Genomic DNA, 14,575 nt, shown 5'->3' with positions numbered 1-14,575 from the left:
CGTCGCCGTGGGCCGCCGCGCACCCGGGCCGGAGCCGGGACCGGGCGCGTGCGGCGGCCTCAGGCCGCGAGGGCGGGGGCGTCGGCTCTGCGGCCGCAGACGGGGCAGGGGACGGCGACGGCGTCGCGCCCGTCGGGGGTCAGGCGGACGACGGTGCGGTAGCGGGGCGAGGCCCTGTCGGGGTTGCAGTGCTCGTTGGCGCATTTGGGTGCGGTGAACCCCTCGTCGACGTCGGGCGGGCCGAACAGCCGTTCCAGGACGCCGTCGCGCCGGGCGGCGGCGAACGGGTGGACGGCCTCATCGGGCCGGGTGCGGCAGGGGGCGCCGCACACGGAGCAGGCCCCGCCGGGGATGTTGCGGATGGACGGGTGGTCCGGGCAGGTGTGGGCGGCCCTGCCCCGGGAGTCCAGGGCGAACTCCGGGAGCCGTGGGAACGCCTCCCCGGGCTCCTCCGGCCGGGACAGGGGCCTCAGCAGGGCTCTGGCGTTCCAGTCCCGGACGGTGGCGGGTGAGGCCAGGCGGGTGTGCAGGGCGGCGAAGGGCCGGTCGGTGTGCTCCCAGCCGGCCAGTGCGCGGGCCAGCTCCTCGACGGACACGCCCTGGGCGCGCAGCTCGACCAGCCGGGTGGCCAGCAGGTTGCGATCCACGTGGGGGCGGTAGAGGGCTCCGTCCGGGATGCGGGCCAGCAGCTCCAGCGCCCACGGGGCCGGGCCCGGCGAGGTCCGCGGCCGCGAGAGGGGCGCCGGCCCTGTGGTGGACCGCTCACGGACCGGATCCGGAGAGGGGTCGCCAGGGGAGGGGTCATCAGGGAAAGGGTCTGTGGGTCGCTGTGACCCGTCGCGACGGTTCACCGTGGACCGTCGCGGGGGTTCGTCCCGGTCCGCCGCCGCGAAGTCGGGCCGGCCGGCGGGGGTCAGGGGCTCCTCGCCCAGGCGCGCGCGGACCTCGTTGATCTCCTCCAGGACCTCCGGGCCGTGGCGGGTGTAGGCGCTGGCCGGGATGAGCAGCTCCAGGACGTCGGGGAGGTTGTCGGCGCGGCGCCGCCCGGCGGCCAGGTCCTCGGCGAAGAACGCGGGCAGCGCCGCGCGCGGGAGCTTGCGGACCACGCCCGCGGCGACCAGGTCCTTGAGCGCGCGCTTGGCGGTGGAGCGGCTGAGCCTGCCGCAGGAGCGGGCGACCAGGGTGTCCAGGTACAGGAAGCACCAGCGGCCGTCGCGGTCGGCGGCGTCGGCGATGATCGAGGCGACGGCGAAGGCCGGCAGGCTGGGGAACACATCGCCGCGGAAGGCCTCGCACACCCAGATGGCCGGGATGAACCCGATGCCGTCCATCGCCCCCTGAGGGCGTTTGCGGGGGATTGGGGCCGAGATGCGACCCCGGTTTTGGACATGCGTAATCGAGGGACTAGAATTCACGCCTAGCCACCTTCCTGCTCTTATCAGGACGGTCGGTCAGGAGCCGTCATGGTGTTGGCGCACCAGGCGGCTCCGAACTTTTTCCGCGGCCTTCACGCCGCGGATCGTGTTCTCGTGTGCAGTCTAGGGCCGGTCGAACGGCCGCGAAGCCCGAATTCGCTTCTTTATCGTTCGCCTTTTCGATTCACCGTGTATTTCGACGGCTTATGTCCTGATATGAAATGCCCCGCGGGCGAACCGCCCGCAGGCCGGCCCCCCGGGGGGCCGGCCAGGCCGGACACCCCGCGCGGGGGCACGCCGGCGCCCTCCGATAGCGTTCGGCCGTATCGGAGCACGCCGGGACGGCGGAGGAACAGCGCCGTGCGCCCATCCCCGCCCCCGCCCGCCCGGGCGGTGCCCGCGTGAGCGAGACGGACCCGACCACACCCGCCCCCGCCGACCGCGCCGCCCGCGGGACGGCCGGTGAGGTCTTCGGCGCGTTCCTGCTGCTGGGCCTGACCTCCTTCGGCGGACCGGTGGCGCACCTGGGCTACTTCCGCGAGGCGTTCGTCGTGCGCCGCCGGTGGCTCTCCGAGGCCGCCTACGCCGACCTGGTGGCCCTGTGCCAGTTCCTGCCCGGCCCCGCCTCCAGCCAGGTCGGCATGGCCCTGGGGCTGCGCCGCGCCGGATACGCCGGGATGGCCGCCGCCTGGGCGGCCTTCACCCTGCCCTCGGCCGTGCTCATGGCGGGCTTCGCCCTGGGGGTGCAGGCCATCGGCGCCGAACCCGGGGCCGGGTGGCTGCTGGGCCTGAAGGCGGCGGCGGTGGCCGTGGTCGCCCACGCCGTCCTGGGCATGGCCACGACCCTGGCCGCGGGGCGCCGCCCGGCCACGATCGCGGTCGCCGCACTGGTCCTGGCCCTGCTGGTGCCCTCGGCCCTCGGCCAGGTGGCGGCCATCGCCCTGGGCGCCCTGGCCGGCCTGCTCTGGCTCTCCTCCGGGGCGCCGGCCGACCGCGACGCGACCGGAGCCGGCGTGCCGGTGCGGCGCCGCACGGCCCTGGCCTGCCTGGCGGTGTTCGCCGTCCTGCTCGCGGGCCTGCCCGCGGCGGCCGCGCTGACCGGCAACGCGGCGCTGGACACGGCCGACGGCTTCTACCGCGCCGGGTCGCTGGTCTTCGGCGGCGGCCACGTGGTCCTGCCGCTGCTGGAGGCCGAGACGGTGGGCTCCGGAGCGGTGGACCACACCTCGTTCCTGGCCGGCTACGGGGCGGCCCAGGCCGTACCGGGACCGCTGTTCACCTTCTCCGCCTACCTGGGGGCGCTCATGCCCGTGGCGGGCAGCCCGCTGCTGGGCGCCGCGCTGGCCCTGGTGGCGGTCTTCCTGCCCTCGGCGCTGCTGGTGGTGGGCGCTCTGCCGTTCTGGGAGCGGCTGCGCGGCGACGCCCGCGCCCGGCGGGCCCTGGCGGGCGCGGGCGCGGCGGTGGTGGGGATCCTGGCCGCGGCGCTGTACGACCCGGTCTTCCTCCAGGGCGTGGTCTCGCCCGCGACGATGGCGCTGGCCGCGGCCGCGTTCGTTGCGCTGGCGGTGTGGCGGGCCCCGGCCTGGGCGGTCGTCGCGGCGTCCGGCGCGATCGGCCTCCTGCTCCTGTGACCCGGCCGGCCGTCCGGTCCCCGACCGTCCGCGCCGCCCACGCGCACCCGGCCGCCGACGCCACCGCCCACCTCACGGCGCTCACGCAGCGGCACGCGCGCCGTGCCCCGGAGACCGCCCCGACGCACTGAGGGGCGTCCCGGGGCCACGGGCCGACCGCGCACGGCGGCCGGCCCGCGCCCTGGGGCCCGGGGGAGCCGCCCCGGAGCCGACACGGGTCAGCGGGGCGCGCCCATGAGGCCGACCTCGACGGACTGAACGGTCCCGTCAACGCTGAACAGGACGCGGGCCTCGTAGAGGCCGAACAGGCCGCCGAGCGCCTCGGGCCCGTACATGTTCAGGGTGGGCAGGCCGAACGCCTCGAAGTAGCCGCGGGCCAGGGCGCGCATGTCGCGGCGCAGACTCTCGCGGGAAGCGACCGGGTGCACCAGGTTCGCCGCACCCAGGATCACCTCGGCGACACGCTCGAGGTCGGCGCGGGCGGCAGGGACGGCCGGATCGGTCACCACCACGTAGCGGGTGCGCCCCCCGTCCGCCGGCACGGTCGCGACGCCGCGCCCCGAACCCAGGCCGGCGGCGGTGCGGGTCAGGATGTCGACGATGTGGGCGGGGCGCCGGTACCCCGACAGGTCCACCCCGTCGGCCGCGAGCTCCGGGTGTCCGCTGTCGCCGGCCGCCGCCCGCAGCGGTTCGGCGCCCTCCCACCCCGCCCACTCCCAGGTGGCGGTCGCGGGGTCGAACACGCCGATCTCACGCCCCGCGACCACGACCGCGCCGGGCCCCTCGGCCGCCGTCGGGTAGCGCAGGGTGGCGGTGTCGGCGTCCCATTCGACACCAGCCCCGGCACTCCACCCCGCCTCGCGCAGGTGATCCTCCAAAGCCAGGTCCTGGGCGAGGGCGAGGGCCAGCCGCGGCAGCACCGTCGGCAGCAGCCCCGAGGGGAACGGTTCCGGCTGCGGTCCGGCGTCGGTCCGCCGCAGACCGGTGGCCGCGACGGTCGGCCCCGGCAGCGGTTCGCCCCCGTCAGGTCCGGTGATCTCGACCCCGTCGAGGGTGTCGTCCGCACCGATCCGCACCGTGAGCACGTTGCCGTTGTCGAACACGCCGCCGATCCCGCCCTCACCGACCCTCTCGGTGAGCCCGTGGTGGGCGAGGTATCCCCGGACGACCGCGGTGGCGTACCCGCGCTCCCCGTCCCAGGCGGAGTCCCCGAAGAGCAGGGAACCGTTGCGCAGGCACGCCTCCACCCCGTCCGCCGCCCCCGGCCGGGCGAAGGGGATCCCGGGGTCCGTCACCACGAGGAAGGTGCGGGCGCGACCGCCGTGGTTGAAGATGACCAGCCCTCGCGCCCCGAGCAGCCCCATGGCGGCCAGCGCCAGGTGGTCCGAGCCCAACCGCGGGTCGGGCAGGTGATTGAGGTCCACCAGGCCCTCCGCGAGTTCGGGCACGCCCGGTCCGGCGGCGCCCAGGGTGCGCAGACGCTCCGTCTCCGCGATGACCGGCGCCCCCTCGAAGTGCGGGTTGGCCCAACCCCACAGCCACGTGCCGTCCTCGGCGTAGCTGCCCAGCAGCCCCACCCGCAGCTCGTACCCGCCCCGCCGCACCGTGCACGCCGCGAAGTCGACGTTGACGTCACCGTTGGGGACGAGCTCGTCGAACAGGTTGTACTGCTCCAGCACCCACCCCAGGTGCGGTCGGGCGAGGTCGTGGAATTCCCGGCTGTAGAACGGGCTCATGGGCGTGGTGTCTCCGGATCTCGTGTCACGGTCGTCGGCGGGGGGTACGACGCCGCGGGCACCGACCCGGTTCTCCGACCGGGCCCGGGCCGGCTGCGTGCGGGCTCAGGCCGGCCGCGCCTCCGCGTCGGCGGCCGAGCGCGCCCGGGACCGGAACCGGGCCGGTGACACGCCCACCACCCGGCGGAACGCGGTGCTGAACGCGCTCTCGGACCGGTAACCGGTCGCCGAGGCCAGCTCGGGGATCGACAGTGTCCCGTGCCGCAGCGCGTCGCGCGCCAGGCTCATCCGCCACTGGATCAGGTACTCCAGCGGCGGCACCCCCACCCGCTCCTTGAAGGTCCGGGCGAAGGCCGAACGCGACATGTGCCCGGCCTCGGCGAGCTCTCTCAGAGTCCAGGAGCGCGCCATGTCCGCGTGCATGGCGCGCAGCGCCGCACCGATCCCGTCGTCGTTGAGCGCGCAGAGCCAGCCGACGGGGCGGCCGGTGCGGCTCGCGTGGGCGCGGAGCATGTGCACGAGCATGATCTGCCCCAGGTGGTTGAGGACGAGGGGGCCGCCCGCCGCGTCGGCCTCCAGCTCGATGACCAGCAGCTCGCAGACGAGCGCCAGGTGCCGGGCGCGCGGGTCGGTGGAGGGCACGACCACCAGCCGCGGCAGGATGTCGGTCAGCACCGACGCGTTCGCGTCCTCGAACGTGAACCGCCCGTCGCACACGTAGGTGTCGTCCTCGGCCTCCGGGCCGATGCGGACCACCCCGCCCGCGGCGTTCCCTCCCACCCGGACCGCCGAGCGCGGGTCCGCGGTGGGCGTGCCGGAGAGCACGTACGGGTCGGGGTTGCCCAGCAGGTAGTAGTCGCCCCGCTCCAGCCGCACGGGTTCGTGCCCCTGGAGGAGCAGCCAGCACCCGCCGCGCGCGACGAAGCCGGTCCTCATGTGCGCGGACCCGTCGAAGCGCGCCGCCCACTCCCCGGTGGCCTGCACGCTGGGCCCGATCGACGTGCTGGGCCGGAGCAGGCCGATCGCGTCGGCGACGGGGTCTCTGAAACCGAGCAACACACGGCCCCCCTGGACGATCTGTAAAGAATCAGGGATCTTACATTATGGATCTTGCCTGTCGGGCGCAGCATGATCGTTGGCGGAGCGGATCGGCCGAGATCCGCGCGGACAGGGGCAGGGGAGTTCCCATGGGACAGCTCGACGGCAGGACATCGCTGGTCACCGGCGGCAACGGCGGCATCGGCCTGGCCACCGCCCAACGGTTGGCGGACGAGGGTTCACACGTTTTCATCACCGGTCGGCGCAAAGTGGAGCTGGACGCCGCGGTCGAGGCGGTCGGCGCGGACCGGGCCACGGGCATCGTCGGCGACGTCTCGGATCCGGAGGACCTGGACCGGCTCTACGCGGCGGTCCGGGCCCGGGGCAGGGGGCTGGACGTGCTCGTCGCCAACGCGGCGATCGGTGAGTTCGCGACGCTGGAGCAGACCACCGAGGAGCACTTCGACACGACCTTCGCGGTCAACGCCCGGGGCGTGGTGTTCACCGTGCAGAAGGCGCTCCCGCTGCTCAACGACGGGGCCTCGGTCGTCCTCATCGGCTCCACGGCCGCCGACCGCGGCATGGAGGCGTTCGGCGCCTACGCCGCGTCCAAGGCCGCCGTCCGGTCGTTCGCGCGGACCTGGTCCGTCGAGCTCAAGGGGCGCGGCATCCGGGTGAACGTGGTCTCGCCGGGCATGATCGAGACCCCCGGCGCCACCGCCCTCCTCGGTGGTGAGGAGGCGGCGCAGGCCGTCCGGACCGGTGCCGCCGAGACCGTGGTCAAGGGCCGTACGGGCGAGCCCGAGGAGGTCGCCGCGGCCGTCGCCTTCCTGGCCTCGGAGCAGAGCGGCTATGTCGTGGGGGCGAACATCTACGTCGACGGCGGCGTGAACCAGGTCTGAGGACCGGGTCCGGGAAGCCTCCGCGCGTCACGGGGGTTCCGGGGCGGGCGCCGGTCGCGGGGACCGGCGCCCGCGGGGGCCGCGCGGTGCGCGGCCCCCCGGTGTCAGTCGTGCTGAGCGGGGTCCAGCACGAAGACCGGGATGCGCCGGTCGGTCTTGGTCTGGTAGTCCGCGTACGGGGGGAACGCCTCCACCGCGCGCTCCCACCACAGCTCCCGTTCGGCGCCGGTGAGCTCGCGCGCCACCATGTCGTTGCGCTCGGGCCCGTCCTGGAGCTCCACCCGGGGGTCGGCCTTGAGGTTGAAGTACCAGACGGGGTGCTCGGGCGCGCCGCCGAGCGAGGCGACGACGGCGTAGCGGCCCTCGTGCTCGACCCTCATCAGCGGCGTCTTGCGCAGCTTCCCGGTCTTGGCGCCGATGGAGGTCAGCAGCACGACGGGCAGGCCGTTCATCGTGGTCCCCTCGGTGCCGCCGGAGGACTCGTAGAGTTCCGCCTGCTCGCGGGCGCGGGCGGAGGTACTGGGTTCGTATTCACCGTGCAAAGGCATGCGCCCAGTCAAACAGCAACGGCGGCCCCGGGGCACCACCGGCTCGCGGGAGGGGCCGGCCCCTCCCGCGAGCCGGTACGGCTACCCGCCGGTGGCGCGTTCCGGCCCCGCGTCCTCCAGAGGCGCGTCCTGCCCCGACGGCGCGGGGGCGAACCGCCCGGTGGCGACGAGGACCGCGACGAACGCGAGCGGCACGATCCACCCGCTCCAGCCCAGGATCGTCGCCTGCGTGGTGTCGATGTGCTCCCCCGCCGCGGCGAAGAGGAGGTAGGTCCCGCCCGCGCCGTTGAAGGCCGCGTGGGCGAGGGCCGCGGGCCACACCGACCCCGACCGGAGCCGCAGCCAGCCGAAGACCGCGCCGACCACGGTGCACATGCCGGTCATCATGACCACGGCCAGCCAGCCCGGCGCGTCCGGGTAGTTGTACCCCAGGAGGATGAGCGGGGCGTGCCAGGCCCCCCAGATCACGCCCGAGACCAGCAGGGCCGGCAGGGTGCCCAGCGGCATCAGTTTCGGGAGCAGCCACCCGCGCCATCCGAGCTCCTCGCCCAGCGCCGGGAGGAGGTTGACGAACGCCGCCATCGGGAGCGCGGCGACCTGGACGGCGACGAGCACGCCGACCGGCACCGGGATTCCGTCCGCTCCCAGGGCGCCCGCCTGCTCGTCGAGGACCTCCCGGAAGGCCGAGAAGCCCGTGAAGTCGGCCGGGTAGACCCCCAGCAGCGCGCCGACCGGGAGCGCCGCCAGGACGAGCGCGATGGGCACGAGGATCCCCGCCGCCGCGTAGCCCAGCACCCTGCGGGCCGGCCGCAGCGGCCACAGTCCCAGCGTTCGCGCCTTGTGCGGCGGCCGTTCCACGAAGAACACGACGACGAGGGCGGCGATCGCGGGGGTCCCCATCACGGCGACGGCCACGGGGGCGAACCAGGGGTCGGCGATCCCCTCGCCCAGCCAGAGCGGGAGCGCCAGGAGCCAGGCGAGCGCGAACGCGAGGCCCGTGAAGACGGCGACGGAGCGCAGGTCGCGGCGGCTCGTGCGGCGCCCGCCCGGGGGCGCGGCGGCGGTCACGGCCGCCGGCTCTCGTCGAGGATGTGCAGACCGGCGATGGTCCGGTCGTCGCGGAACGCGATCCGCGCCGTGTAGTCGCCGGCCTCCAGCGAGAGCGGCGTGTTGGTGACCGTCACGTCGGCGGCACGGGCCACCTCCGGCTCCCCGTGCCCCTCGAAGGCCCCGGACATGCCGACGATCTGCGCCCAGGCGGCGGCGAGCGCGTCCTCGGACAGGCCGTCGCGCATGGCCGGGTCGAACCGGTCGGTGATCCGCGACCACCGGCCTGCCGCGAGGTCCTCGATCACCGAGGCCGCCAGTTCGGCGGCACCGGGGAGGGGGGTGGTGTCCATGGGTTCTCCCGTTCTGGGGTCGACCGGTCTGCCGTAGCGCTGGAACGCCGCCTGCCGGCTCACGCCGAGCGCGTCGCCGATGACCTGCCACGTGACACCGCTGCGCCGCGCCTGCTGCACGACGGCGCGCACGACCCCGTCGGCGTCCGCCTGCATGCGCAGGGCGAGTGCGATCGAGCCGGCCCAGTCCTCGTCCGCGGTCCGGAAACGCGAGGCGAGGAACTCCTCCGTGTGCGTTTTCAGCGACCGAAGCGCATTCGTCAAATTTTCTTGCACTTGTAAAGCATAGGTTTACAAGCGGGCCGAGTGCAAGCAGGGGCCGGGGCCCCGGGCCCCGGCCCCGGAAGCCCCGGGCGGCGCTCAGTCCATGAGGCGGTCGAACATCCCGCGCACGTCCGCCGCGGAGTAGTCCGAGTCGTACTCCCCGGGCACGATGTCGAGGAAGTAGGACTCGTACTCCAGCTCCTCGGGGCAGGGGTCGCCGATCTCCTCGGTGTACTCCTCCACCAGCTCGCCGCTGTGCAGCTCGTAGGCCTGGAGGGTGAACGCGCTGGCGTAGAAGTCCACGTCCGTCGACCCCGAGAACGGGAGCAGCAGCTGGTCCTCACCCGGCTCGTAGGCGCACGTCCGCTGGAAGGAGCCCCGTTCGGGGCCCTGCACGCAGACCACCAGGACCGTCTCCTCGACGGTGTCGGCCCGCCAGGAGTCCGGGAAGCCGTACTCCTCGGGGTCCAGCCCCGACACGCGCATCGCGTGCGGGCCCTCCCCCTCGTAGGCGGGCGCGGCCGGGAACGCGGCCGGGTGCGCGCAGTACTCCTCGGTCGCGATCAGGCTCTCGGCCGAGCGCGCCGCCAGGGGGTGCTCGGGATGGGCCGCCAGGAACTCCTGGTGGGCCCCCGCCCCCTCCTCGGGCCGGACCGAGGCCAGGGCCTCCGCGCAGTCGAACATCCGGACCGGCGCCTGTTCGGCCTGGGGTTCCATCACACGGGCCAGCGCGGGGTCCTCCCAGTCCTGGGCGAGCAGCCAGCCGTCGATCTCCCGGGCCCGGCACGGGGCCATGCCGTCGAGGGAGGACAGGAACGACTCCGCGACGGCGCCCACCCGCCCGCTCTGGCCGGGGGCGTCCTCCAGGGTCCGCGCCAGCTGCGTGAAGGCGTCCTCCACGGCGGCCACCGCGGGGCCGTGGCCGCCCAGCGCCTCGCCGGCGGCCTCCTGCTCCCGGGCCCGCGCCACGACCGTGTCGAGCAGGAGTTCGGCGCGTTCGGGGCCGGCACCGTCCCAGAGCGCGCCCGGTTCGGCCAGGTACCGCTCCAGCTTCTCGGCCGCGGCCGCCGGGTCGGGGTCGGACAGGGCGGCGGTGAGCAGCTCACAGGCCTGGCGCTGTTGGACGCCGCGGTCGGCGGCCGGGCCGTGGGCGATCCCGTGCGCCGGGAGGAGCCAGCGCAGGGAGGCCAGGGCGCGGTCGCAGTCGCCCGCGGTGTGCGCGGCCTCGGCGTCCCGGGTGATCGCCCAGGCGTCCAGCCGCAGCCACGCGAGGGCGACCAGGAGCACGCAGGCGCCCGTGAGCACCCGGGTGCGCCACCGCGGCGGGGCCGCCCCGCCCGGGGCCGGGGGCGGGACCGGGGTCCCGCCGGGGCGCCGGGTGAGCCACCAGGCGTGCACGACCGCGCCCGCCCACACCAGCCCCAGGAGCACTCTCCAGGCCGTGACGTGCGGGAACAGGGCGATGAGCGCGACCAGGGCGAGCGCCGCGCCTGCGGCGGCCAGGGCCCAGTGAGGGCGGCGCACCAGCAGGTAGCCCAGCCCGAGCAGGGTGGCGTTGCCCAGGACGGCCGAGAACGCGTCGGGGCCCCCGGGCGGTTCCGGGCCTTCTGCGGGTCCGGCCTCGGGGCGGGCTCCGGGATCGGCGGGGGGCTCGGGGGAGGGGAGGGGGTGTTCGGGTTCGGTCATGGAGGGCTCCGGCCGTGACGAGGGGTGACCGTGTGTTCTCCACCCAATCAGACCGGGGGCCGCCCCGGGAGCCCCCGCCGGTCCGCACCGGCGGGGGCCTTGTTCGTCCGCCGTCTCAGACCCGGCACAGGACGGTGCCGCGGGGGATGACGAAGACCGCGTCGGGGTCCCGGCTCCAGGCCGCCCACCCGGCCGAGATGCGTTCCAGGTCGGCGGGGGAGGCCAGCCCCTCGGCGACCGCCTGCCGGGCCAGGTCCGACTCCAGGATGCGGCGCGACCACATGCCGCCCCACCAGGAGCGCCGTTCGGGGGAGGAGTGGTCCCACACCTCGGCGGCGTAGGTGACGTCCTCGAACCCGGCGGCGCGGGCCCAGGAGAGCAGGCGCCGCCCCGCGTCGGGCTCCCCGCCGTTGGCGCGGGCCGCGCGCTGGTACAGGTCCATCCACTCGTCCAGCTCCGGCGACCGCGGGTACCAGTACATCCCCGAGTAGTCGCTGTCGCAGGCCGCCACCACCCCGCCAGGCGCGGTCACCCGGCGCATCTCGGACAGGGCCCGCACCGGGTCGGCCACGTGCTGGAGCACCTGGTGGGCGTGCACCACGTCGAACGAGGCGTCGGGCAGGTCCAGGTCGTGGACGTCGCCGACCCGGAAGTCGATGTTCCCGGCGCCCTCCTTCTCCGCCGTGGCGCGGGCCAGCCCCACCGCCTCGGCGGAGGAGTCCACGGCCACCACCCTGCCCGGCGCGACGCGCGCGGCCAGGTCGACGGTGATGGTGCCCGGACCGCACCCGATGTCCAGCAGGGAGCGCCCCGGGGTCATCTCGGCGAGCGCGTACCCGGCCGAGTTGGCGGCGTTGCGCCAGCGGTAGGAGTCGGTGACCGAGGGGTGCTGGCCGTGGGTGTAGCGCGTCATCGTCGCCCTTTCCGTCGGGGGACCGCCGTGTTCGCGGTACCCCGACCCTACACCCGCCGTCTCTAAAGATGAGATCTCAATATCAGAATGTGAGACATCAATTCTGTGCGACCCGGTCCACCAGGTCCAACAGGGCCGCGGTCCCCGCCGCGTCCCCCAGGATCACCAGCCGCAGGCTGCGCGCGCCCGGGTCGTGCACCGCCTGGACGTGCACCGGCGGGCGCCCCTGCCCGGGGGTGGCGGCCGCCGCCGTGAGCAGCGTCGTCACCCGGTCGGCCCGGTCCCGGTCCACCCCCTCCAGGCGCACCACCGCCGACACCTCCGCCGACGCCGGCCCCTGCGGCTCCGGCGCCTCCACCGGGCCCCCGCCGAACGCCTCCAGGTCCTCGCGGCGGATCCGGTACTGCTTGCCGATGCGCGTCGCCGCCAGCCTCCCGTCGCGGATGTAGCCGCGCACGGTCTTCACGTGCAGCCCCAACAGCTCCGCCACCTGGTCCACCGAGTAGTACCGCTGCTCCACGAAACGCCCCTCCACTTCCGGATATCCCCTGATCCTAGGTCTCCACGGGGGAGGATGAGGAAGCTTGGAGGACTGCGGAGAACGCCGGAGAAAACCGTCCGGACCGCGATGAGTTCCGGCCCCGCGCCGGGTCGGTACCTGTGACGGAGCAGCACGCACCGAAGGGACACCACCATGACCGAGCTCGAGATCACCCCGTGCCTGTGGTTCGACGGCCGGGCCGAGGAGGCCGCGGAATTCTACGTCGGCGTGTTCGACGACGCCCGCATCCTCAAGGTCGTCCACAACGGCCCCGGCATGCCCGGCCCCCAGGGGTCGGTCCTGACCGTCGACTTCGAGATCCAGGGCCAGCGGATCACCGCCCTCAACGGCGGCCCGGAGTTCACCTTCAGCGAGGCATTCTCCCTCCAGGTGCCGTGCGCCGACCAGGCCGAGTCCGACCGCTACTGGTACGCCCTCCTGGAGGGCGGCGGCCAGGAGAGCCAGTGCGGGTGGCTCAAGGACCGCTTCGGGTTCTCCTGGCAGGTGTTCCCCCGCGAGCTGGACGACCTGGTCACCGACCCCGACCCGGGCCGGGCCGAGCGGGCCGTCAAGGCCATGCTCGCGATGCAGCGCATCGACATCGAGGAGGTGCGCCGCGCCGCCGACGCCGCCTGACCGGCCCCGGCGGCCCGGGAGCGGTCCCCGGGGGCAGGCCCCGCGGCCGCGGGCCGTCGCGGGCGGCGCCGGGCGGCGCCGGGCGGGCCGCAGCGCGGCGAAGGCGTGGAAGAGCACCGTGCGGCCGGGGCGGGCCCCGGCCGCACGGGCCCGCCTCACACCCGCACGAGCGTCAGGTACGCCATCCCCATCACCTCGCGCCAGCCGTCGACGCGGGCCACCCGGTGCCGGTCGGACAGGGCGCGGACCTCCTCGGCGTCGGGGGAGCCGGGGTTCTCCACCAGCCACTCCTCCCACGCCTTGGCGTGCCGGTTCTCGAAGTCGTCCCACTCCTCCAGGGACGCCTGCGACAGCGCCCACAGCCGGAACCCGTAGGACAGCGCCATGTCCACCAGCCCGCGCATCGTCCGGTACTGCTCGCGCGGGGTGTCGTACATGGCCGCCAGCTCGGCGTCGGTGGGCTCGCGCACCCAGAAGCACTCGCCGAACAGCAGCCGCCCGCCCGGCCGCAGCAGCCCCGACAGCGCCTCCAGGGCGTTGGCGGTGTGGGTCACCGGCTCGCCGCCCCAGGCGTGGGTGGCCCCGATGTTGAACACGACGTCGGCCCCGCCGCCCGACCACTTCCCGGCGTCGCCCACCACCAGCTCCACCCGGTCGGCCAGCCCGCGCGCGGCGGCGTTGGCGCGGCCGTGGGCGATGGCCCCCTCGCCGATGTCGATGCCGAACCCGGTCGCGGTCGGCGCGCCCTCCAGCGTGCGCAGCAGCAGCTCGGCCCACCCGCAGCCCACGTCCACGACGTGTCGGCCGTCGAGCGGCCCCAGGGTGTCGATGAGCCGGGCGGCGTGGGCGTCCGACAGCGGCCCGTTGAAGTCGCAGTCCCGGTACAGGGGAGGAATCTCAGGAGTGGTCATCCGGGCAGCGTGGCACGCCCTCCGCCCGGTGTCACCCCGATTTCCCCGGCGCGGCGAGCGCGCAGTCGCCGCAGTACCCCGCCCCGGGCACCCGGTAGTACAGGCAGCAGGTGGTGCGCCGGAACACCGCGGCCCCGCCGGCGTCGCGCCCGGTGTAGGAGCCGGTCCCGGCCAGCGCCGGGGACGCCGCCAGCAGCCGCACCACCTCCTCGGCCGCCTCCCGCACCGCGGGCCGGGCCAGGCCCAGCGAACGCGCCGCCCCCGCCAGGGCCGAAGCGGTGTTGCCGCGCAGCAGCCCCGGCGCCACCCGGCCCGTGCCGCGGGGCACCGCGTCCAGGGCGGCCGCCACCGGCTCCAGCACCCCGGCCAGGACGGTCGCGGCGATGTGGCCGGCCACCGCCGCGGGGTCCTCGCGCGCGATCGGCTCCGCCCACCGCTGGGAGGTGCGCAGCACCATGGGCCCCTTCGCCCCCGGGTCCCGGTGGAAGGCCTCAGCCCGCAGCGCCGCACCGTGGCACAGCGCCGCGGCCAGCACCGGCGACAGCGTCCGGGTGGCCAGCCCCTGCTGGAACAGCGAGGCGCCCACCCGCCACTCCACCTCCCGCGCCGGGACCCCGGCGAATCCCGCCAAGCTCCCGCGCACCCGCTCCACCTCCGCCGCCACCGCCCCCGGGCCGGGGGCGCCCAGCGCCCGCCAGCGGGGCCCGGGAGGCGCCGCGTCCAGGGCGAACAGCATGTTGATCCGGCCGACACCGGCCAGGACCGGCCCCACCTCGACCCGCCCGTCGCCCACCCTCGCCCCTCTCCCGCGGACCCCGCACGCCCCGGGTAGTGCCACCACCACCCCGTGTCCACGTGCTGATGACATCGTGTCCCGGCCGCCCCGAACCTAGATTGGGACACGTGACCGGTCACAGTCCATCCATCGCACGCCCCGGCGGCCCGCCCCGGGCC

The 14,575-nt window shown here is 75.2% G+C and carries 14 protein-coding genes; 3 read left to right on the top strand and 11 right to left on the bottom strand.

The window, feature by feature from the left end:
• Positions 1-59: 59 nt before the first annotated feature.
• Entirely contained in the window at positions 60-1,331 is a 1,272-nt protein-coding gene (locus ACFVNO_RS23210) for a hypothetical protein (RefSeq protein ID WP_378895646.1), read from the bottom strand.
• A gap of 485 nt (positions 1,332-1,816) precedes the next feature.
• Between ACFVNO_RS23210 and chrA the strand changes: the two genes are divergently transcribed.
• Positions 1,817-3,046 carry a chromate efflux transporter gene (gene chrA / locus ACFVNO_RS23205; RefSeq protein WP_378895644.1) on the top strand — a complete coding sequence of 410 codons (1,230 nt, stop codon included), beginning with the start codon at positions 1,817-1,819 and terminating at the stop codon, positions 3,044-3,046.
• A 218-nt stretch (positions 3,047-3,264) separates the two neighbouring features.
• Here chrA and ACFVNO_RS23200 read toward each other — a convergent pair whose 3' ends face one another.
• Together ACFVNO_RS23200 and ACFVNO_RS23195 are read right to left on the bottom strand one after the other, a co-directional pair.
• The gene (locus ACFVNO_RS23200; RefSeq protein WP_378895642.1) at positions 3,265-4,782 is read right to left on the bottom strand and encodes a DUF6882 domain-containing protein; all 1,518 of its coding nucleotides are present in this window, start codon (positions 4,780-4,782) and stop codon (positions 3,265-3,267) included.
• Positions 4,783-4,887: 105 nt separating this feature from the next.
• Positions 4,888-5,838, bottom strand: coding sequence for an AraC family transcriptional regulator (locus tag ACFVNO_RS23195; RefSeq protein WP_378895640.1), 951 nt, complete (start codon positions 5,836-5,838; stop codon positions 4,888-4,890).
• 131 nt (positions 5,839-5,969) lie between these two features.
• On the opposite strand from ACFVNO_RS23195, the gene ACFVNO_RS23190 reads away from it, so the two are divergent.
• Positions 5,970-6,722 (top strand): SDR family NAD(P)-dependent oxidoreductase, encoded by a 753-nt coding sequence (locus ACFVNO_RS23190; RefSeq protein WP_378895638.1) that lies wholly within the window; start codon positions 5,970-5,972, stop codon positions 6,720-6,722.
• Positions 6,723-6,826: 104 nt separating this feature from the next.
• On the opposite strand, the gene ACFVNO_RS23185 is transcribed toward ACFVNO_RS23190, so the two are convergent.
• The 6 genes from ACFVNO_RS23185 to ACFVNO_RS23160 all read right to left on the bottom strand — a co-directional run bounded on the left by ACFVNO_RS23185 (position 6,827) and on the right by ACFVNO_RS23160 (position 12,053).
• Positions 6,827-7,270, bottom strand: coding sequence for a nitroreductase family deazaflavin-dependent oxidoreductase (locus tag ACFVNO_RS23185; RefSeq protein WP_355268963.1), 444 nt, complete (start codon positions 7,268-7,270; stop codon positions 6,827-6,829).
• A gap of 81 nt (positions 7,271-7,351) precedes the next feature.
• Entirely contained in the window at positions 7,352-8,338 is a 987-nt protein-coding gene (locus ACFVNO_RS23180) for a CPBP family intramembrane glutamic endopeptidase (RefSeq protein ID WP_378895636.1), read from the bottom strand.
• A complete protein-coding gene (locus ACFVNO_RS23175) occupies positions 8,335-8,934 on the bottom strand; it encodes a DUF3887 domain-containing protein (RefSeq protein ID WP_355261051.1) in 600 nt (199 codons plus the stop codon). Before ACFVNO_RS23175 ends, ACFVNO_RS23180 begins: the two co-directional genes overlap by 4 nt.
• Positions 8,935-9,030: 96 nt before the next feature.
• Positions 9,031-10,620 carry a hypothetical protein gene (locus tag ACFVNO_RS23170; RefSeq protein ID WP_378895633.1) on the bottom strand — a complete coding sequence of 530 codons (1,590 nt, stop codon included), beginning with the start codon at positions 10,618-10,620 and terminating at the stop codon, positions 9,031-9,033.
• 115 nt (positions 10,621-10,735) lie between these two features.
• Positions 10,736-11,533 (bottom strand): methyltransferase domain-containing protein, encoded by a 798-nt coding sequence (locus ACFVNO_RS23165; protein ID WP_378895631.1) that lies wholly within the window; start codon positions 11,531-11,533, stop codon positions 10,736-10,738.
• A gap of 97 nt (positions 11,534-11,630) precedes the next feature.
• Positions 11,631-12,053, bottom strand: coding sequence for a helix-turn-helix domain-containing protein (locus tag ACFVNO_RS23160; protein WP_220565780.1), 423 nt, complete (start codon positions 12,051-12,053; stop codon positions 11,631-11,633).
• A 174-nt stretch (positions 12,054-12,227) separates the two neighbouring features.
• On the opposite strand from ACFVNO_RS23160, the gene ACFVNO_RS23155 reads away from it, so the two are divergent.
• The gene (locus tag ACFVNO_RS23155) at positions 12,228-12,710 is read left to right on the top strand and encodes a VOC family protein (RefSeq protein ID WP_355261060.1); all 483 of its coding nucleotides are present in this window, start codon (positions 12,228-12,230) and stop codon (positions 12,708-12,710) included.
• 155 nt (positions 12,711-12,865) lie between these two features.
• Here the strand turns inward: ACFVNO_RS23155 and ACFVNO_RS23150 are convergent, their stop codons facing one another.
• Together ACFVNO_RS23150 and ACFVNO_RS23145 are read right to left on the bottom strand one after the other, a co-directional pair.
• Entirely contained in the window at positions 12,866-13,621 is a 756-nt protein-coding gene (locus ACFVNO_RS23150; protein ID WP_355261063.1) for a class I SAM-dependent methyltransferase, read from the bottom strand.
• Positions 13,622-13,652: 31 nt separating this feature from the next.
• Positions 13,653-14,414, bottom strand: coding sequence for a (2Fe-2S)-binding protein (locus ACFVNO_RS23145; RefSeq protein ID WP_355261066.1), 762 nt, complete (start codon positions 14,412-14,414; stop codon positions 13,653-13,655).
• Between the last annotated feature and the right edge of the window lie 161 nt (positions 14,415-14,575).

It is taken from the genome of Nocardiopsis sp. NPDC057823, assembly GCF_042797335.1.
Classification (GTDB): domain Bacteria; phylum Actinomycetota; class Actinomycetes; order Streptosporangiales; family Streptosporangiaceae; genus Nocardiopsis; species Nocardiopsis changdeensis.
This window is presented reverse-complemented; position numbering and strand designations above follow the sequence as displayed.